Origin of the sequence: Sulfuriferula nivalis (genome assembly GCF_009937995.1) — a bacterium.
Taxonomy (GTDB): Bacteria; Pseudomonadota; Gammaproteobacteria; order Burkholderiales; family Sulfuriferulaceae; genus Sulfuriferula; species Sulfuriferula nivalis.
Window position 1 is genome coordinate 1,100,722 of record NZ_AP021881.1, and the last position, 18,112, is coordinate 1,118,833.

Annotated in this window: 16 protein-coding genes, 1 pseudogene and 1 riboswitch; of the genes and pseudogenes, 13 read left to right on the plus strand and 4 right to left on the minus strand. The window is 47.6% G+C overall.

All coding sequences use genetic code 11. The features are described from left to right. Positions 1-49: 49 nt before the first annotated feature. Positions 50-963, plus strand: a pseudogene (locus SFSGTM_RS05735) (tyrosine-type recombinase/integrase). After that, complete coding sequence (locus SFSGTM_RS05745; RefSeq protein WP_162083488.1) at positions 960-2,075, plus strand: IS91 family transposase; 1,116 nt, start codon at positions 960-962, stop codon at positions 2,073-2,075. The pseudogene SFSGTM_RS05735 and the gene SFSGTM_RS05745 overlap by 4 nt, the downstream one beginning before the upstream one ends. Before the next feature lie 302 nt (positions 2,076-2,377). Here SFSGTM_RS05745 and SFSGTM_RS05750 read toward each other — a convergent pair whose 3' ends face one another. Together SFSGTM_RS05750 and SFSGTM_RS05755 are read right to left on the minus strand one after the other, a co-directional pair. Further along, a complete protein-coding gene (locus SFSGTM_RS05750; protein ID WP_162084349.1) occupies positions 2,378-2,578 on the minus strand; it encodes a hypothetical protein in 201 nt (66 codons plus the stop codon). A 104-nt stretch (positions 2,579-2,682) separates the two neighbouring features. After that, positions 2,683-3,525, minus strand: coding sequence for a sugar phosphate isomerase/epimerase family protein (locus SFSGTM_RS05755; protein WP_162084350.1), 843 nt, complete (start codon positions 3,523-3,525; stop codon positions 2,683-2,685). 48 nt (positions 3,526-3,573) lie between these two features. After that, positions 3,574-3,693: riboswitch (guanidine-I (ykkC/yxkD leader) on the minus strand. A gap of 278 nt (positions 3,694-3,971) precedes the next feature. On the opposite strand from SFSGTM_RS05755, the gene SFSGTM_RS05760 reads away from it, so the two are divergent. The 4 genes from SFSGTM_RS05760 to SFSGTM_RS05775 are packed head-to-tail and all read left to right on the plus strand — an operon-like array spanning position 3,972 to position 8,708. After that, positions 3,972-4,448, plus strand: coding sequence for a MarR family winged helix-turn-helix transcriptional regulator (locus tag SFSGTM_RS05760; RefSeq protein ID WP_162084351.1), 477 nt, complete (start codon positions 3,972-3,974; stop codon positions 4,446-4,448). Further along, positions 4,445-5,908 carry an efflux transporter outer membrane subunit gene (locus tag SFSGTM_RS05765; RefSeq protein WP_162084352.1) on the plus strand — a complete coding sequence of 488 codons (1,464 nt, stop codon included), beginning with the start codon at positions 4,445-4,447 and terminating at the stop codon, positions 5,906-5,908. Before SFSGTM_RS05760 ends, SFSGTM_RS05765 begins: the two co-directional genes overlap by 4 nt. Beyond that, positions 5,905-7,143 (plus strand): HlyD family secretion protein, encoded by a 1,239-nt coding sequence (locus SFSGTM_RS05770; protein WP_162084353.1) that lies wholly within the window; start codon positions 5,905-5,907, stop codon positions 7,141-7,143. Before SFSGTM_RS05765 ends, SFSGTM_RS05770 begins: the two co-directional genes overlap by 4 nt. A 2-nt stretch (positions 7,144-7,145) precedes the next feature. Further along, the gene (locus SFSGTM_RS05775) at positions 7,146-8,708 is read left to right on the plus strand and encodes a DHA2 family efflux MFS transporter permease subunit (protein ID WP_162084354.1); all 1,563 of its coding nucleotides are present in this window, start codon (positions 7,146-7,148) and stop codon (positions 8,706-8,708) included. Positions 8,709-8,794: 86 nt separating this feature from the next. Here SFSGTM_RS05775 and SFSGTM_RS05780 read toward each other — a convergent pair whose 3' ends face one another. Together SFSGTM_RS05780 and SFSGTM_RS05785 are read right to left on the minus strand one after the other, a co-directional pair. Then, positions 8,795-10,141 (minus strand): sigma-54-dependent transcriptional regulator, encoded by a 1,347-nt coding sequence (locus SFSGTM_RS05780; RefSeq protein WP_174237398.1) that lies wholly within the window; start codon positions 10,139-10,141, stop codon positions 8,795-8,797. After that, positions 10,138-11,940, minus strand: coding sequence for a PAS domain-containing sensor histidine kinase (locus SFSGTM_RS05785; protein ID WP_162084355.1), 1,803 nt, complete (start codon positions 11,938-11,940; stop codon positions 10,138-10,140). Before SFSGTM_RS05785 ends, SFSGTM_RS05780 begins: the two co-directional genes overlap by 4 nt. Between SFSGTM_RS05785 and SFSGTM_RS05790 the strand changes: the two genes are divergently transcribed. The 7 genes from SFSGTM_RS05790 to SFSGTM_RS05820 all read left to right on the plus strand — a co-directional run bounded on the left by SFSGTM_RS05790 (position 11,925) and on the right by SFSGTM_RS05820 (position 18,028). After that, positions 11,925-13,022: a hypothetical protein gene (locus SFSGTM_RS05790; RefSeq protein WP_162084356.1), complete on the plus strand. Its 1,098-nt coding sequence runs from the start codon at positions 11,925-11,927 to the stop codon at positions 13,020-13,022. The two genes, SFSGTM_RS05785 and SFSGTM_RS05790, sit on opposite strands and share 16 nt — an antisense overlap. A gap of 68 nt (positions 13,023-13,090) precedes the next feature. Continuing rightward, on the plus strand, positions 13,091-13,507 hold the full coding sequence (locus SFSGTM_RS05795; RefSeq protein ID WP_162084357.1) for a type 2 periplasmic-binding domain-containing protein: 417 nt from the start codon (positions 13,091-13,093) through the stop codon (positions 13,505-13,507). Positions 13,508-13,706: 199 nt separating this feature from the next. Beyond that, entirely contained in the window at positions 13,707-14,411 is a 705-nt protein-coding gene (locus tag SFSGTM_RS05800; protein WP_162084358.1) for a thermostable hemolysin, read from the plus strand. Next, positions 14,404-15,900 (plus strand): AMP-binding protein, encoded by a 1,497-nt coding sequence (locus SFSGTM_RS05805; protein WP_162084359.1) that lies wholly within the window; start codon positions 14,404-14,406, stop codon positions 15,898-15,900. Before SFSGTM_RS05800 ends, SFSGTM_RS05805 begins: the two co-directional genes overlap by 8 nt. Further along, positions 15,887-16,537, plus strand: a complete 651-nt coding sequence (locus SFSGTM_RS05810) for an iron-containing redox enzyme family protein (protein WP_162084360.1) — start codon at positions 15,887-15,889, stop codon at positions 16,535-16,537. The genes SFSGTM_RS05805 and SFSGTM_RS05810 overlap by 14 nt, the downstream gene beginning before the upstream one ends. Next, positions 16,537-17,331: an SDR family oxidoreductase gene (locus tag SFSGTM_RS05815; protein ID WP_162084361.1), complete on the plus strand. Its 795-nt coding sequence runs from the start codon at positions 16,537-16,539 to the stop codon at positions 17,329-17,331. Before SFSGTM_RS05810 ends, SFSGTM_RS05815 begins: the two co-directional genes overlap by 1 nt. Further along, entirely contained in the window at positions 17,315-18,028 is a 714-nt protein-coding gene (locus SFSGTM_RS05820; RefSeq protein ID WP_232526052.1) for a tetratricopeptide repeat protein, read from the plus strand. The genes SFSGTM_RS05815 and SFSGTM_RS05820 overlap by 17 nt, the downstream gene beginning before the upstream one ends. The last annotated feature ends 84 nt before the right edge of the window (positions 18,029-18,112 follow it).

The following is an 18,112-nucleotide window of genomic DNA, read 5'->3' on the forward strand; positions in this document are numbered from 1 at the left end:
GTCTCCCCCAGCAATGGAATTTTGATTACTGTACCACGAGGAGACGACATTGACAGCCCCCACACCCATCCCCGCGCACTTCGAGCACAATCACCAGCGACTGCTGAATTGCCTCAAGCTCAGAGGCATGCAGCCTAAAACCATCGCCTTGTATTCACACGGCGTACGGCGCGCAGCGGTGTATTTTAATGACCAGATAGACGCGCTCACCAAGCCACAATTAACCGACTATTTTGTTCGCATCCTGGATACCCATTCATGGAGTACGCTCAAACATGATCTGTATGGACTGAAGTTCTATTATGCCCATGTACTCAGCCAACCCTGGCCAGGTGCGGATCTGGTTAAACCACCCAAGTCATATAGCCTGCCCGACATCATTACCGTCGCCCAGGCACAACAAATCTTCATGGCCACCCGCGTATTGAGCTACCGCGTATTCTTCTTCACCCTCTACAGCCTGGGCTTACGATTAGGCGAAGGCTTACGCTTGCAGGTAGGGGATATCGATGCGGATCGGATGCGGGTGCAAGTACGCAACGCCAAAGGCAACCGTGATCGATTGGTGCCGTTATCAGAGAACACCTTGCAGGTATTGCGCCGTTTCTGGCTCACCCATCGCAACCCAAGCTTGCTCTTTCCTAATCGACACGGCGGTCTTGCCAAATCGCACTTGGCACGCACCCCGCTGGATCGTGGTGGTATCCAGACCACCTTGGGTCAAGTGACCCGTGACTGTGGCTTAAAAAAAGAATTACACCACACAGCCTGCGCCACAGCTATGCCACCCACCTGATAGAAGCTGGCATCGATTTACTCGAAATTCAGCAGATACTCGGACACCAGTCCATCCTCACCACCATCCGCTACACCCACCTCACCGAACAACGCCATCAGAGCGCACACACTCGCCTTAATCAATTAATGGAGAAATTCCACATTCATTGGGGCAAAGTCAAATGATCAGACTGGCGCACATCGTAGCAACCTACGCAGCTAAACTGCTTGCACAACACGGTCATCACCTATTGCCCAGCCAGCAAGCTGCCTTAACCGCCTTTCAAACCTGCCGTAGCCAGATGAGCCCGAGGATGCAACTTGCCTGTGATGATTGTCAAACACCCAGCTACCTGCCACATTCCTGCGGTCATCGGCATTGCCCGCATTGCCAGGCGCACGAATCACAGCGCTGGATAGACCAGCAATTACACAAATCCATCCCCGCCAACTACTTCATGCTCACCTTCACCGTGCCCGCCCAGTTGCGCACACTGGCCTGGCAACATCAGCGCGTCATGTATGACTTGATCACACGCTGCGCGTGGGAAACAGTCAACACCTTCAGCCAAAACGACAACAAGCTGCGCGGCAGCGCAGGGGCGGTGACTGTACTGCATACCCATAACCGCCGACTGGACTATCACCCCCATGTGCATCTCGTCATGCCCGCTGTCGCCTTTAACCCCAAACAGCGACGCATGCGTCATAAACACGGCAACTACCTGTTTAACCACAAAGCCCTGGCCAAAGTATTTCGTGCCAAATTACTGGCAGGCATCAGACAAGCAGGACTCACCCTGCCAAACGATTACCCGACCGATTGGGTGGTGGATTGCAAAGCCGTCGGCACTGGACAGCACGCTCTGATCTACCTTGGGCGCTATCTGTATCGGGGGGTGATACAGGAGAAAGACATCCTCTCCGACCGGCATGGTCAGGTCACCTTCCGTTACCGGAACAGCCAAACCAAACAAATGGAAACCCGTACCTTGAGTGGTGTAGCCTTCCTGCGACTGATACTGCAACACATTCTGCCCAAAGGCTACCGCCGCGCCCGCAACTTTGGCTACCTGCATCCCAATAGCAAACTACTCACCCAGCTACAGCTGACCCACCTATGGCGACGGAACAATCCGCCGCCAGCGCAACCCAGACCAGCGATACGTTGCCAATGTTGCGGTGGGGTGATGAAGATAGTGCGCACACGTATCAAAGCGATACCGCTAGCCACATCAGCCCCATCTATAAAACGGGAACACAGAGCAGATGACACAGGGTGGGAGACCATGCGCTAAACCAGCCCACACCGCCCACCTGCCAGACTAGGCAGGTATGGCCGTGCTCGCCCTGAAGAAGGCTGAAATTGGGTTAACATGCCCGAAAAGCCGACTAAAAACGGTGAGTTGAATAGAATAAGTTGCTGCAATGGCAACGTGAAGGTCGTGAAATGGCGGGTGGGATGCGTAACGCGTCCAGTTATGCCAGCATAGTCAAAAAGATATTTCCATAAGCGCTCAAGCAACACCCGCCCCAGCCATGCCGGGCTTGTCCAACAAACGGTTCAGATTGTGGCTCGCTTCGCGATCACAATCTAACCTTATTCGTTATGCGCGCATTCATGCAGCATGTAGCCAGAAATGATCATGCCATGTGCCAGCAGTAACGTGCCCAATATATTGATGAGCCAATGATTGCTGAACAGTCCGGTAAGTCCCAGGCCATAGGCTAGTATGACGTAGGTTAGCGCCAGACTGTGATAGATGAGCCCGGATTTATCCTTGAAAAACGGTATCGTCATCGTGCATCCTTTCCTGATAATCAAGCTGGGTCGTCCCAGCTGTTCATGAAATTTACAAGGGTCGTCCCAAGCTGTTTTATACGTCTAACCTGAATTAACGCTAATTATTCAGCAATCAGTTTCTGAAAGCGTAGTCTTTCTTCGTGGGCAATCCAGCGATTCAAAGCAGCAAAATCGTCGATAGGTTCACTGGTAAATGGCATGCGCATGGTGTAACCATCCGGGCCACATTCGGGCGTGAAGGTCGACACGTCCAGCCCTTGCAGTTTCTGGTGTTGCCATACAGCTTCCCAGCAGCGTCGGTGTACTTCTACAAAGTAGGCATAAGCTGGATCGGCTGGATGTGGTACTTGCGCACCCTGGTCATAGCCGAAGCGCCCCTGGACATGCTGAACATGTGGCACCAGCTCTTCGATGATGTCCCATTCCGTGTCTATCGCCCGTTCCAACACCACTGTCCAGTGGCTGATATCGAAAGTGAGTCGCAATGCCGGAAATCTGCGCACCATATCTAGCGTAATCCACGGGTTGTAGAAAGAACGCCCACGGTGAGTTTCGAAGCTGCAGATCACTTCGTGACGGTCTGCGATTTCCAGTGCGCGTGCAAAAAAGTCGATTTGTGTTTCCACTGGCCAGGCATCGCAGCCACCCATGACGTTATGAAAGAGGGGAGATAGCGGTTTTGCGTGGATGATCTTGGCTTCCAGTTCGTCAAGATGCTGCTGCGGTGTTGCCTTGCGATCGGGGATGGCGTAGCCGGTAGTGGAGATTTCGCTAATGTAATCCAGTCCTTCTTCACGCAAGCGCTCAGCCAGCAGTGCGCGTTCATTCAAGTCGCGTGGGGCGGGTGCTTCGAGGCCGTTGAAGCCAAATGCGAGCAGGTCATCTACTATCGCGGAGTAATCTGACTTCCAACCCCAGTAGGTTTTAAAAACTTTGAGTTCCATGCTGTATTCCTTAAAGGTAAATAGGCGCAGGTCGAGACGAAATACGTCTTCTCCCGGGCTTTTATCCCTCCGTGGAACGCCGATGTTGTCAACATCGAGGTCGGTGCACTCTTGGACCAGTCATTGGTAAAGTTAAATTTATCAATCGGAACCCTAGTGCCCCTCAGTAGAAACGAATGAGTTGCTCTACCTGCATAATAATTAAAGCAAGCAATATGCCAAACGTGCGTATGGCCTGAGTGCTGGGCAGTCGGGAATTTGCAATGAGTGTGAGTAAGCGTAGTGCATGATGTGAGTGCATGGCTATGAAATATTGCATCAAATTGTGGCGCGGTTTTTTTTGTGCGATTCAAGAGATTGTCAGGAAGTTGGATTAATATCATGCCTTGACAGTAATTGCCTAGGCATGTAATTTTATAGTAAGTCATAAATTTAAAGTGAAAACGATGAACGCCAGTCAAAAAGATTTTTATACCGAAGGAAATTACACACCCGGCGAGTCAGTCGGTTATCTGATGCGCGGTGCGTGGCAATCGTTTCTTAAAAATATTGATACCGAAATGCAGACGCTGGATCTTACCGGGATGCAGTGGGGGCCTTTGTTGCTGATAGCCAAAGGGTGCTGTGACACGGTGGCGACTTGCGCGCGTGCAAGTTATAGCGATAGTGGTGCTATGACCCGTATGCTGGACAGGCTGGAGGCTAAGGGTTTGGTGTGTCGAGTACGGAATGAGACGGATCGGCGGGTGGTTAATCTGGCTTTGACTGAAAATGGGCAAGCCGTTACGCAACAGATTCCAGCGCATCTGGTCAAAGTGCTGAATCAGCATTTGCAGGGGTTTAGTGATGCTGAATTTGAGGTATTCAAAAACTTGCTGCGCCGGTTTACTGATAACGGCAATAGTTCTATGGAGGCGTTGTGAACCTGGATCAACACTTAATCAAGTTACCGCTGGTTACGGCATTGTTGTTGACACTGGCAGGCTGCGCGGATTTCTCTGGCATTGCGCCGCAATCGAAATTGCTGACACCACATGCACTGAGCGCAAGTAATCAGGCTGATGCGACAGTGTTCCCGCAACAGCACTGGTGGCAGGCATATGGCGATACCCAGCTGGACGATCTGATTGCGCAGGCGATTGCGCATAATCCAAGTTTGAAAATTGCGCAAAGTCGTATGTTACAGGCGCAAGCTGCTGCATCAGTGGCGGACAGTGCGCTTTATCCACAAGTGAATGCTGCAGCTCAATCAACACGCGAGCGCTTGAGTGCGAACAGCATTTATCCACCACCACTGGGTGGCAGTACGGTGTGGATGAATTCAGCTACAGTCTCGGCATCATGGCAATTTGACTGGTTTGGTAAACAGCATGCGGCGCTGGAGGCAGCGCTCGGGCAAGTGCGGGCAGCGCAGGCGGATACACAAGCTGCGCAGGTGGTATTGGCGGCAAATGTTGCACAGCAATATTTCAGTCTGGCTCGCTTGCAAGCACAGCAGCAGATCACCAAACGTATGCTGCAGCATGGCGAACAGCATGAACAGTTGATTAGTCAGCGTGCAGCTGCAGGTCTGGATAATGCATTGGTACAGCATCAGTCACAGGCGCAAGTAACACAAATTCAACGTGATCTGGCTGCACTGGATGAGCAGGTTGCTATTGCCAGGCATGCGCTCGCGGTGCTGACGGGTGCAGAGCCTGATGCGACAGCGCAATTGACAGCACGATTGCCGCTTAATATTCAAGCTGATGTTCCTCATGCAATTCCAGCTGAACTGTTGGGGCATCGTGCAGATGTGGTTGCAGCGCGTTGGCGAGTTGAGAGTGAATTGCAAAGCGTACACGAAGCTAAGGCAGCTTTTTATCCCAATATTAATCTTACGGCGTTCGTTGGCTTAGAGGCAATCGGACTTTCGCAATGGTTGGCGGCTGATAGCCGTACGCTAGGTGCTGGCCCGGCCATCAGTTTGCCGATTTTTGATGCAGGTCGCTTGCGCGCCCAGCTGCAGGGACGAACCGCACAGACTGATGTCGCCATAGAAAGTTATAACACAACAGTATTGAATGCATTGCGTGAGGTGGCCGACAAGCTGGCATCAGGTCAGGCGTTACAAACTCAGTTACAGGCTCAAACGAACACTATGACGCAACTAAATGCGGCATATGATCTGGCTTTGGCGCGGTATCGTGGCGGTCTGAGCAATTATCTGGTCGTGCTGGATGCAGATAATGCCGTGTTGCAACAACACAGCGCGCTGATCGACCTGCTGGCACGCGCCTGTGATGTGCATGCAGGGCTGATGCTGGCGCTGGGTGGTGGTTATATTGAACCTCAACAATCGAATAAATCTGCAGATGACAAGATAGCGAAGGTATTGAAATGAGCGAACAAAATAAATCAGATATATCGCCAGTAACGGCTAATGCTGCTGCGCGCAAAAAATGGATGCTGGTGCTGGTAGTTGTATTCGTCCTGGTCGCACTTGCCTACCTTGTGCACTGGTATGTGCATGGCCGCAATTATGAATACAGTGATGACGCCTATGTGGCAGCAAATATCGTGCAGATTACGCCGCAAGTGGCGGGCACTGCCGTCGGCATTGCGGTGAATGAAACCGATTTTGTCCGTGCTGGTGAAGTGCTGGTGACTTTGGATAGCACCAATGCCCAGGTTGCATTGCGGGATGCAGAGGCGCAACTGGCGCAAACGGTGCGTGAAGTGCGTACGCTATATGCCGCTAATAACAGCCTGACTTCAACGTTGGCGCAACATCGTGCCGAGCTGGATCAGGCGCGTACGGATATGAGTAATGCGCAGGAGGATCTGGTTCGACGCCAGCCTTTGGTAGCTACTGGTGCAGTGTCACGGGAAGAGTTGCAACATGCGCAAACAGCGGTTGATGCTATGCGTAGCCATGTGGCGGCGTTGACTGCGGCGTTAAACACAGCGCAGCAACAGTTGCTGGCTAATCAGGCGCTGACCGGTGGTGTTGCAGTGCGTAATCATCCTCGTGTGCTGGCGGCGGCGGTTAAAGTGCAGCAGGCCTATCTGGATCTGCATCGCGTTGCGATACTGGCGCCTGTGGATGGCTATGTCGGTAAACGTAATGTGCAGCTGGGACAGCGTGTGGCGATTGGTGTGCCGTTGTTGACTATTATTCCGCTCAAGCAAATCTGGGTAGATGCAAATTACAAGGAATCGCAACTGCGCCGTATTCGCATTGGCCAGCCTGTTGCACTGACGGCTGACGTGTATGGTGACAAAGTCGATTATCACGGTCGTGTCGCTGGTATAGGGTCAGGTACGGGTGCAGCATTTGCCTTGTTACCTGCGCAGAATGCAACGGGTAACTGGATCAAAGTGGTGCAGCGTGTGCCTGTGCGGATAGCGCTGGATGCCAAAGAGGTGGCTGTGCATCCGTTACGGGTAGGCATGTCTATGGAGGCCACGGTGGATTTGTCCGTACAGGATGGCGCCGTGCTGGCGGATGCTGCTACGCCACGTGATGCTGCACAAACGCAAGTTTATAGTGGTGCAGATAATTCGGCAGATACGCTTATCAACAAGATTATCGACAGCAATCTTGGTGAGCAGTCATTGCCGGTAGTTAAGCCTTAACCATGGCTACACCCAATTCAGTACAGGCTGTGCCGCCACCACTGCACGGCGCCATGCTGGTGTTGGCTAGTATGGCTTTGGCGCTGGCGACATTCATGAATGTGCTGGATGTTTCTATTGCCAACGTGTCGATACAGGCTATGTCAGGTGATCTCGGCGTGAGTGTCAGTCAGGGAACCTGGGTGATTACCTCGTTTGCGGTGGCGAATGCGATAGCAGTGCCGCTGACCGGATTTCTGACTCAGCGTTTCGGCGCGGTGCGGTTGTTTGTATCCAGTATCGTGCTGTTTGTGATTGCATCCTGGCTGTGCGGCATGTCGACCAGTCTGGGTATGCTGATCGTGTTTCGGGTGATACAGGGTGCAGTAGCGGGGCCGATGATACCGCTATCACAGTCGTTGCTGCTGTCTAGCTACCCTAAAGAAAAGACCGGGCTGGCATTGACCATCTGGTCAATGACAACACTGGTCGCGCCGGTGGCGGGGCCACTACTGGGTGGGTGGATTACCGATAATATTTCCTGGCCATGGATTTTCTATATCAATATTCCCATAGGCTTGCTTGCTGCTGGCGTGACCTGGGCGCTGTACCGTCATCGTGAAACGCCTACCCGTAAAGTGCCTATTGATTATGTCGGGCTGGGCTTGCTCATCGTCTGGGTAGGGGCGTTGCAGATATTGCTGGATAAGGGTAATGAGCTGGATTGGTTTCATTCCACTCAGATTGTGTCGCTGGCTGTGGTTTCATTGGTCGCATTCTGTTTTTTCCTGGTGTGGGAGTTGACGGATAAGCATCCGGTAGTCGATTTGAGTTTGTTCCGCAGGCGTAATTTCTGGTCAGGCACCTTGGCACTATCCGTTGGTTATGGCGTGTTTTTTGGTAATGTGGTGCTGATGCCATTGTGGTTGCAACAGGACATGGGCTATACCGCAACCATAGCAGGTGCAGTGCTGGCACCTGTTGGCCTGTTGGCAATTTTGTTCTCGCCGTTTGTGGGGAAAAATATTAACAAGTATGACCCCCGCTGGTTCGCAACGATAGCATTCAGTGTGTTTGCGCTGATTTTATGGATGCGTTCACAGTTTACGGTGCAGACTGATTTTGTCACGATCATGATACCGTCGCTGATACAGGGGATTGCGATGGCAACTTTCTTTGTGCCGCTGGTAACACTGATATTTTCTGGGCTGTCACCCGACAAAATTCCCGCCGCTTCAGGCTTGTCTAATTTTGCCCGTATCATGGCAGGTGGCTTCGGCGCATCGATTTACACCAGCGTATGGGTCAATCGTACAGCTGCCCATCATGCTGTACTTGCAGAACATATTAATTTTGCCAATCCAGTGAGTCAGTCAACTATGAATATGCTGATCAATATGGGCATGAGTGAGCAGCAAGCGTTGGCGTTTGTGAATAATCTGATGAATCAACAGGCCGCGACACTGGCAGTGAATGATTTGAGCTGGCTTTCTGCAATATTGTTTGTCGCTTTGATAGGCATCATTTGGCTGGCGCGGCCTATTAAAACGGTTGCTAAACCTGCGGAGTCTGCTGGTGCACATTGATTTGTAGGTTAGTACAGATAGTGTTCGTAATGCGCATTCAAGTATTATCAACACCTTTTTTTGAAGCTCATTAGGTTATTGCCGCATCATTCAAGTTTTTTAATCTTGTACCACAATGCCCGTTCGCTGATATCAAGTAATCTGGCTGCTTTGCTTTTGTTGTTACCTGTTTGCTCAAGTGCTGCTCGTATCATAGTTGCTTCAAGTCGTTCTATTGCAGGATTTAATTCCAAGGTGGGTGAATCAGCGTATTGCTCAGAAATATCTAATGTTGTTTTGAGATTATTCAACTCTTGCGGGAAATCCTGTATCTCAATTATGCCGCCGTGAGCCAGTACAGCAGCGCGCTCTATAATATTCTGCAATTCACGTACGTTGCCTGGCCAAGGATAGTTTTGTAAACTGTCCATGGCTGCTTTTGATATGCTGTAGGATTTGTTCTGATTTGCGAGATGGCTGGCTGCAAGTGCTGGAATGTCCTCCTTTCGTTCACGCAAAGCAGGTAAGTCAATGTTGAATACATTCACGCGGTAATATAAATCTTCTCGTAACTTCCCATCGCTGATTGCTTGTCGTGGATTGCGATTCGTGGCTGCAATGATGCGAACATCAATTGGAATGCTGCGATTACTACCTAATCGTTCGATAATATTTTCCTGAAGTACACGTAGCAGTTTTGCCTGTAGCGGCATTGGCATTTCGGTTAGCTCGTCAAGGAATAGTGTGCCACCGTCAGCTAACTCAAATTTGCCAACACGATCTTTAATCGCACCAGTAAAGGCGCCCCTGACATAACCGAATAATTCACTTTCTAAAATGTCGGCTGGGATAGCTGCGCAATTAATGGGTACAAATAATGCCGAATGGCGTGGGGATGTTCGATGAATAGCACGTGCTACCAGTTCTTTTCCAGTTCCAGTTTCTCCAGTAATGAGTACGGTTGTCTTGCTTGGCGCTACTTGACGAATGTGGTTGTAAACTTGTTGCATAGGCTCGCTGCTACCAACAAACTCTCCCCATCCTTTTTCCACTTCCTGGCGTAAGAAAGTGTTCTGTTGACGGATGCGACCTTCAGTTAGTATGCGGGCTATGACAAGTTCCAGTGCCTCAACATCGAAGGGTCGTACAATATATTCGCAGGCCCCAAGTTTCATGGCTTCAACTGCAGTTTCTATGGTGCCATAAGCGGTCATGATGATCACTGGTACTTCGTTATCTTCATCACGTAAGGTTTTTAACAGTTCAGTTCCGCTCATGCCCGGCATGCGTAGATCGCTAATAATTAGGTCAGCAGGAGCTGATTTCATAATTTGCAAAGCTGCTTTGCCATCGCTGGCGCAGGAAACTTCATAGCCCATACGTTGTAGCATGATTTCAAGTACGCGCTGCATTTTAGGCTCATCATCAACTACCAGAACTCGCTGACTGATCATGTGTTTTCTTCCATAGGTAAAGTAATGGTAAATATTGCACCGCCTGTAGTACGGTTTCCAGCATGAATTTCGCCACCATGCGCAATGATGATTTGCTGTACCACAGCTAATCCTAGTCCCACACCACCTTCGCGTTTAGTAAAAAATGGGTCAAAAACCCTGGTAAGTGCATCTTGTGGAATTCCCGGCCCATTATCAGAAATTTCAATTACTAACTTTTTTGATGTTTCATGGGATGTAATGGTCACCTGCCCATGATCAGGTAATATTTGTAGCGCGTTCAGTATCAAATTAAGCAACACTTGTGTTATTTGTTCGGCGTCAGCCATGACGACTGTACTTTTAGTCTCAAGATGCAAACTGATATCAATGCTTTTTTTGAGCGCCTGCGACGCAAGCAAATCGACACTGTGATGGATGACGGGTTGTAAATCAACGGGTTGCAATTTTGGTGGGCGAGTACGAGCGCTATCGAGTAACGTTGAAACCAATCGATTAAGCCGCTCAGTTTCACTTTCAATAAATCCAGTTAACTCCTGAGCTTCACTACTCAAACCAGGCTCACGCGACAGCATCTGCGCTGATGATCGCAAAATGCCAATTGGTGTGCGAATTTCATGCGCCATCACAGCGGCAAGCTCACCTAGCACTGCAAGTTTTGAAGCGCGAACCAAGTTTGCCTGAGATTGTTCCAGCTCAGTCACCGTTTGGACAAAAGCTTTAGTAAGCTCACCAACTTCACCTTCTGCCAGATGAGGCGCTTCAGGCAATTTCTTATCGCGCATAAAATGGCGGGTAAATGCCGTGAGTGCGGTAATGGGGCGGGCGATACGACCAGCAACCAGCATTGAAAATCCAATTGCGAAAGCACTGGTGAGTACCAGCAGCAGGATGAATACTATGGCTATTTGGCGTACAGGGATAAATGCATGCTGACTATTTTCTATGACCAGTGTAGTCCAATTAAAGCCAGGGAATTGTTGAAATCCAGGAGAGTGGTCATACCCGACCATCACTTCCTTATAGTGTAATAATGAGCCATCGTGAGTGCCAATGCCGCTCTGTCCACCTGACGACCACGAAGCTGGGGTTTTCTTCAATAATGCGCCGTTGTTACGCAGTTCAGCGGATGCGGCAATGATACGTCCATCCTTATCCAGTAATATCAGTGCATGCCCACTTTGGGCGGCTTGATCCAGAATATGATAAATCTGGGTCCAGTTGAACATCAAATACATCTCACCAAGCTGCCCTTGATCAAATGTTGAAGGTACTGTGGCAGCAATGGGTAAAATAGTAGTCCCATTGCTTCTGCTAATTTGCAAGGGTTCTAACTGGATTGGAGATGCGCCACTCCCATTTCGATTTAAAAAAGCGCTTTTAGTCTGGTATTTTTTTGTACCTATGCTGGCTGGATTGCTGCTGGCAACAACAGTTCCAAAACTGTCGGTACAAAGCAATTCTTGATACATATCATGATAGCCAGTTTTTAGTCCTGACAAGAAATTGGACAGCCGTTTGTCAATATCGTTGACTCTTATGTCTTGTGTGACCTCAAGTTGACGCCAGGTTTGCGCATTCTGCAAACGTTCAAATAACATTTTGTCGATGTCTTGAGATACGGTCGCTGCCTGAATTTGCAAACTCTGTTTAATTTCATTGCGCATGGCTTCTCCTGCAACCTGAAACGCCAGGAACGTGAGCAGTATTGAAGGCAATAAGCTGACTAGCAGGAATGCGACCAAGAGTGTTTTGCGTATAGTCACGGTAGTAAGTATTAGATGTGAATGCTCAGGCATTATATGGCACAATCGGTTTTTTTCTATTCCGGTATCAAATTATGATTCCGCTGAAGTATTTTTTATTGCTGCATGCGTTATTGTTGCTATTTGGAAATATGCCTGTGTGGGCAAGCGATTCTGAAATTAATTTTGATTATCAACCAGGTAAGGGTTTGCAAATCCCAGGTACAGGATTAAATTTTGGAGGTTATGCTGATTTTGGTATTCAAAATGATAGACAGCATCCAACGTCAATTAGTATTAATAATCTGAGTATTTTTTTGCATTGGGATAATGACGGTAAAGTTCGAGTTTTCTCAGAATTAGATTTGGAAAATGCATTAGCATGGGAAAGTGCTAATGGCGTCACTACAAATCATGCATATCTTGGTTTGGAGCGGCTTTATGCTGATTATTTGTATTCAGAAAAGCTCAATTTACGTGCGGGTAAGTTCCTTACACCTATTGGTCGCTGGAATGTTATCCATGCGGCACCTTTAGTTTGGACCACCTCTCGGCCCTTAGTCACAGAACGCTCTTTCCCAACTAATGCGACCGGGGGGATGGCTTATGGCACCATTCCGATTTGGAATTCAGCAATTGATTATTCAATTTATGCAGCGATGACTCAGGATTGGCGCTCTGATCCCAAGCTTGATCCATTTGAAGAAGCTTATGGTTTTCATTTGACACTACCTACATCTCATTTAGGCGAAATTGGCGTATCGTACGCAAATTTTGAGCAGAAAAGCTCAATTGGTGACCGTAAAAATCTGGTTGGAATAGATTATTTTTGGTCTAAAAATCGCTATGAAATTAGCTCTGAAGGAGTGTACCGACGTTCTGAAAATGCTGCTTACCGAGATACAAAAGGGATTTTTATTCAAGGCGTGGCGCCTATTTCTCAAAGTTGGTATGGTATTGGACGCTATGAATTTTATGATAATGGTGACCCTGGTGCAGCAATGAATTTATGGCTAGGTGGTGTAGCGAAACGGGTTTCACCTGCAATGATATTTAAAGCTGAATTCAGTCACGCCGACAATAATCGCATTAAGGCGCCTGAAGGATTTTTTACTTCTCTTGCCATATTGTTCTGATGCGGTTATCTCTTATTGTGCGTCTACTTACCGCATTTTTGCTGTTAATGAACTTGTCAATGTGGTCCATGGCTGCTGAAGAGCCGCTCGCAGTCATTATGGCGGCAGGGCACGTTAAAAGTTTAAATAAGGAAGATCTTGTATTAATCTTTAAACGTAAAAAAATGTTTTGGGATGATGGAAGTAAGATTCAACCAGTCAATTTACCCGCTTCGAATCAATCTCGCCGTGCGTTTTCACAAACGGTATTGGGTGCTAATCCAGAAGAGTTAGAGAAATTCTGGAATGATATGTATTTCAATGGGATTTCTCCGCCTTTTGTGCTTTTATCTGATCAGGCTGTTTTGCAGTTTGTAGCAGAAACGCCCAATGCAATTGGTTACGTGCCTTACTGCAAGCTCAATAATCATGTAGAAGCAGTCCTGTTTATTACCGCAGCGGGTCACATCAGCAATGATGCCAATTCAGTAACCTGTTCAAAATAACCCTGCAAAAATTGTTGTGAAAATTTGCGTGATTTGCAATTAATGCAGGGTTAAATAAACCTTAAGCCACATTTACCATTCCTTAATAATGTTTTTTTATCAATTAAAATCAATTAGTTAATAAATAAAATACTATCTGTCGGTGCTTGGCACGGCATTTGCGATATACCTTTTGAAGACTTACCTAAAAGGGAATCGCATGAACACCATACCAGCACAAGCGAATGATAGTTCTGAAACTGCTTTTGCTTGCGATCAGGAAACATTAGCTTTTAACCATCGTCTGACATCCATATTCGATTTGCTGGAACAGTCTGTCCATGGTCGTGAAGAGATTGAGTGTTTTATCAAACAATGTTTTGCTAAAGCATATGGTACAGAGGTCAATCATTTCATGCCGCGCTTACTTAGTCTACGTAGCAAGCGAGGTGACTTAATTGCTGCGTTTGGGTTGCGCCCTGCTTTAAATTCACGACTGTTTCTGGAATCTTATTTTGAACAATCAATTGAAGACATTCTGCGATTAAAACTTGGTGTAGCCGTACAACGCAAGGACATTATTGAGGTAGGTAATCTGTCCGTGCTTTATCCTGGCGCAGCACGCTGGTTAATCGTAGCACTAACAGCAAGGTTGTTTAATGAAGGTTACAAGTGGGTTGTTTTTACTGGCACTTCAGCATTACGTAACGGTTTCAAGCGGTTAGGTTTAAGCCCAGTTGAACTTGGCGCAGCTAGGTTAACTCATTTGCCATTATTGGACAGAGCGAGTTGGGGTAGTTATTACGACCATGCTCCAATGGTAATGGCAGGCAATATCGCTGATGGATTCAATTCTTTATTAAAGCAGCGTGATCTTGCTGCGCTCTTGCGTGCAGGCATGGGAGGGGTTGACTCGCATGAGTAAAATGCTGACACGGTTACGTCAGGCCGCCTCCGATTATCCTGAGCGCATTGCATTTGAGGGCAGTGACGCATCTTTGTCTTATGGTGCTCTGTATCAGGTTATCACCGAACTTACTTATGATCTGAGCGCTCAGCGAATTCGCGCTCTGGGACTGTTGGCTAATAATGGTTTGCCTTGGGCGTTAGTCGATGTATCCGCCATGATAGCGGGCATTCCAATAGTGCCATTGCCATTATTCTTCTCATCACAACAAATCTTGCATGCGATCAATGATGCTGGTTTGAATGCCATCTTAACAGATCAACCTATGCAGCTTGAATCACTGTTGCAAGATGCAAATATTCAATTTCATAAAGCGGGTGACTTAGGTGGACTACATCTGATCAGACTGCAAGGTGTGATTCCTCAGAATCTCCCGCACGGAACGGCAAAAATTTCTTACACCTCTGGTACAACAGGCGAACCTAAGGGGGTTTGTCTAAGCCTTGCGCAAATCGAAACAGTAGCTACTTCACTGATGGAAGCCAGTCAGGCGCAATTCTCGGATCGGCATCTTTGTTTAACGCCACTATCTACCTTACTAGAAAATATAGGTGGTATTTATACCCCCTTATTAGCTGGGGCTTGTTCTTGTTTGCTTCCGTTGCAACAGGTTGGATTGATCGGGGCGGTTGGTCTCGATGTGGCGCGCATGTTAAAAGCGTTGCATACATATAGGGCTAGCAGCACCATTTTTGCGCCGCAAATGTTACAAGCTCTTGTTGTGGCTGGAGAAGATGGCGCATCTATGCCTGCCAACTTGCGATTTATTGCAGTTGGCGGCGCGCCTGTGTCTCTAGAACTTTTGCAACGTGCGCGTCAAATAAATCTTCCTGTGTTTGAGGGTTATGGACTATCCGAATGCGGTTCGGTCGTATCGCTTAATACGCCTGATGCATATTGTGTTGGCAGTGTTGGACGCCCTCTGCCACACGTTGCCATCAGCTTCTCGGATATTGGCGAAGTTTTGGTAAGTGGTTCGAATTTTCTCGGCTATCTGGGACGTGAATCCCCATCTCAACATTGGCCAACTGGTGATATCGGATATTTAGATACTGAAGGTTTTTTGCATATTACCGGACGTCGTAAAAGCCTGTTTATTACCTCGTTTGGTCGTAATGTTGCGCCGGAATGGATAGAACGTGAATTGACTATGCACCCCGCTATCGCGCAAGTCGCTGTTTATGGGGAAGCTAAACCATTTTCTGTGGCTGTCATTGTGGCTCGACTGGGATACTCAAAGGAGCAAGTTGACATGGCTGTTCAAGCAACTAACAAAGTGTTACCGGACTATGCTCGTATCAAATCATGGGTGCTTGCAGCCATACCCTTTATGCCAGTTAACCAACAGTTAACTACCAATGGTCGATTAAAACGAGATGCCATATTGATGGTTTATAGCGACGCACTCGAACGTCTTTATCAGGAGGAAGTAAATGTCATTTTTTGAACAATTGCAACAACTAACACATGCTGAACAGCTTGAACTGCAATCTATTCCTGTTATTCAGAACGCAATGACAGGGCAGGTTACGTTGAACCAATATGTTGCTTTTCTTACCCAGGCTTATCATCACGTCAAACATACGGTGCCGCTATTAATGGCTTGTGGTTCGCGCCTGTCTGATGAAAAGGAATGGTTACGTGAAGCTATTGCTCATTACATAGAGGAGGAAATTGGGCATCAGGAATGGATACTAAACGACATCACGGCTTGTGGTGCGGATGCTGACGCAGTGCGTTATGGTCAACCAGGTTTTGCTGCCGAGTTAATGGTTGCCTATGCCTACGACACCATCGCGCGGGTTAATCCAGTGGGCTTTTTGGGGATGGTGTATGTCTTGGAGAGCACCAGCGTCCAGTTAGCAACGCATGCTGCCAGTTCATTACATGGATCGCTTAATTTGCCCAAGAATGCGTTTAGCTATCTTGATAGCCATGGAACGCTCGATCTGGCACATGTGGACTTTTTCAGAGACTTGGTTAATCGATTGGATTTGTTTGAGGACAAAGCGTGTTTGGTACATTGCGCCAAATCTGTGTTCAGTCTGTATGGCGACATTTTTCGTACGCTGGAGTCAGTGTAATGAATATTGTTGATCAACGTATTTTGATTACGGGTGCGACAGGCGGTATTGGTAGTGAACTGGCTATGAATCTGGGCGTTAAAGGTGCCAAACTGATCTTGGTTGGTACGGATGTGAATAAACTCAATGATTTAAAGAAAGCCGTATTGGTACAAGGAGGTAAAGCACAAATATATGCTTGTGATTTCTCTATTCCTAATGCGCCCGAGAAGCTGGCCGACCAGGTGATTAATCAGGCAGGTGGTATTGATATATTGATCAATTGTGCCGGGGTGACGCATTTTGGACTATTTGATAAACAAACAGCAGAAAGTCTGGAAATGCTGTGGCGTATCAACGTGGTTTCTCCTATGCAGCTTACGCGTTTGCTGTTGCCTACTATGGTTTCAGCTCGTCATGGCCAGATTGTTAATATTGGCTCGATCTTCGGCAGTATAGGATTCGCCTATTTTGCTACTTACTCTGCAAGCAAGTTTGCTATACGGGGCTTTTCAGAAGCGCTCAGACGGGAACTAGAAGGGTCTGGTGTCGGTGTTACTTATGTTGCTCCTCGCTATACAAAGACACCTCTTAATAACAGCGTGATTAGCAAAATGGCAGTCGCAGTCGGTATGAATACCGATGAGCCATTTGTCGTGGCTCAACATGTGGTGCGTGCCATCGAAAAAGATAGTGATGATTATTATATTGGTTGGCCAGAAAGTCTATTCGTGCGCATCAACGCCATCTTTCCTCGGTTAATAGATAACGCACTACGTAAACAGAATACAAAAACTCGTGAATTTACTCTTTAACAATGGCTTTAATAAGGAAATGATGATGCATAAATCGTTTAAACGTTATCTTCCAAGTGCTTTGACTGCGATTGCTCTCTTAAGCACTGTGCTGCTTGGAAACAACATCGCGTTTGCCGACAGTCTTGGCGATAGTATTGCCGAACTTCAGCATGGGTGGGCTAAGGCTTATTACCTGACGCCTGAACCACAAAAAATTTCTGCTTTTGAAAATCTTGCCACCAAATCACATCAGATCGAAATAGCAAATCCTGGTCGAGCTGAACCATTAGTTTGGGAGGCTATTGTGCTTAGTAGCTATGCGAAATTTGAAGGCGGTTTAGGTGCGCTGAATAAAGTAAAAGCGGCGCGTGATTTGCTGGTTCGTGCTGAAAAAATCCAACCAGATGTGCTTGGTGGCTCAATTTATACATCTCTCGGCAGCCTCTATTATAAAGTTCCTCATTGGCCTATTAGTTTTGGGGATAAGGACAAGGCACGTGAATACTTAGTAAAAGCTATAAAAATCAATCCAAATGGTATTGATGCCAACTATTTTTACGGCGATTTTCTATTAGAACAAGGTGATTATACTCAAGCCAAAATCTATCTTGAAAAGGCGATGTCTGCATCACCCAGACCAGGTCGCGAAGATGCAGATCAAGGACGTCGTATCGAAGTCAGCCAGTTGCTCGAAAAATTAAAGTTGCATAGCTGATTTTAGGAGGGGATTTTATGTCTTATCACTATATTTTTGTTTGTATTACTTTGGGCACTTTTGTATCACTTTTTAGTTACTACC

Excerpts from the sequence above, each read along its gene's own strand:
- SFSGTM_RS05800 (WP_162084358.1), top strand. The coding sequence starts at position 13,707 with ATGAACACCATACCAGCACAAGCGAATGATAGTTCTGAAACTGCTTTT.
- SFSGTM_RS05770 (WP_162084353.1), top strand. The coding sequence starts at position 5,905 with ATGAGCGAACAAAATAAATCAGATATATCGCCAGTAACGGCTAATGCT.
- SFSGTM_RS05755 (WP_162084350.1), bottom strand. The coding sequence starts at position 3,525 with ATGGAACTCAAAGTTTTTAAAACCTACTGGGGTTGGAAGTCAGATTAC.
- SFSGTM_RS05785 (WP_162084355.1), bottom strand. The coding sequence starts at position 11,940 with ATGCCTGAGCATTCACATCTAATACTTACTACCGTGACTATACGCAAA.
- SFSGTM_RS05815 (WP_162084361.1), top strand. The coding sequence starts at position 16,537 with ATGAATATTGTTGATCAACGTATTTTGATTACGGGTGCGACAGGCGGT.
- SFSGTM_RS05780 (WP_174237398.1), bottom strand. The coding sequence starts at position 10,141 with ATGATCAGTCAGCGAGTTCTGGTAGTTGATGATGAGCCTAAAATGCAG.
- SFSGTM_RS05775 (WP_162084354.1), top strand. The coding sequence starts at position 7,146 with ATGGCTACACCCAATTCAGTACAGGCTGTGCCGCCACCACTGCACGGC.
- SFSGTM_RS05760 (WP_162084351.1), top strand. The coding sequence starts at position 3,972 with ATGAACGCCAGTCAAAAAGATTTTTATACCGAAGGAAATTACACACCC.
- SFSGTM_RS05745 (WP_162083488.1), top strand. The coding sequence starts at position 960 with ATGATCAGACTGGCGCACATCGTAGCAACCTACGCAGCTAAACTGCTT.
- SFSGTM_RS05810 (WP_162084360.1), top strand. The coding sequence starts at position 15,887 with ATGTCATTTTTTGAACAATTGCAACAACTAACACATGCTGAACAGCTT.
- SFSGTM_RS05795 (WP_162084357.1), top strand. The coding sequence starts at position 13,091 with ATGGCTGCTGAAGAGCCGCTCGCAGTCATTATGGCGGCAGGGCACGTT.
- SFSGTM_RS05750 (WP_162084349.1), bottom strand. The coding sequence starts at position 2,578 with ATGACGATACCGTTTTTCAAGGATAAATCCGGGCTCATCTATCACAGT.
- SFSGTM_RS05805 (WP_162084359.1), top strand. The coding sequence starts at position 14,404 with ATGAGTAAAATGCTGACACGGTTACGTCAGGCCGCCTCCGATTATCCT.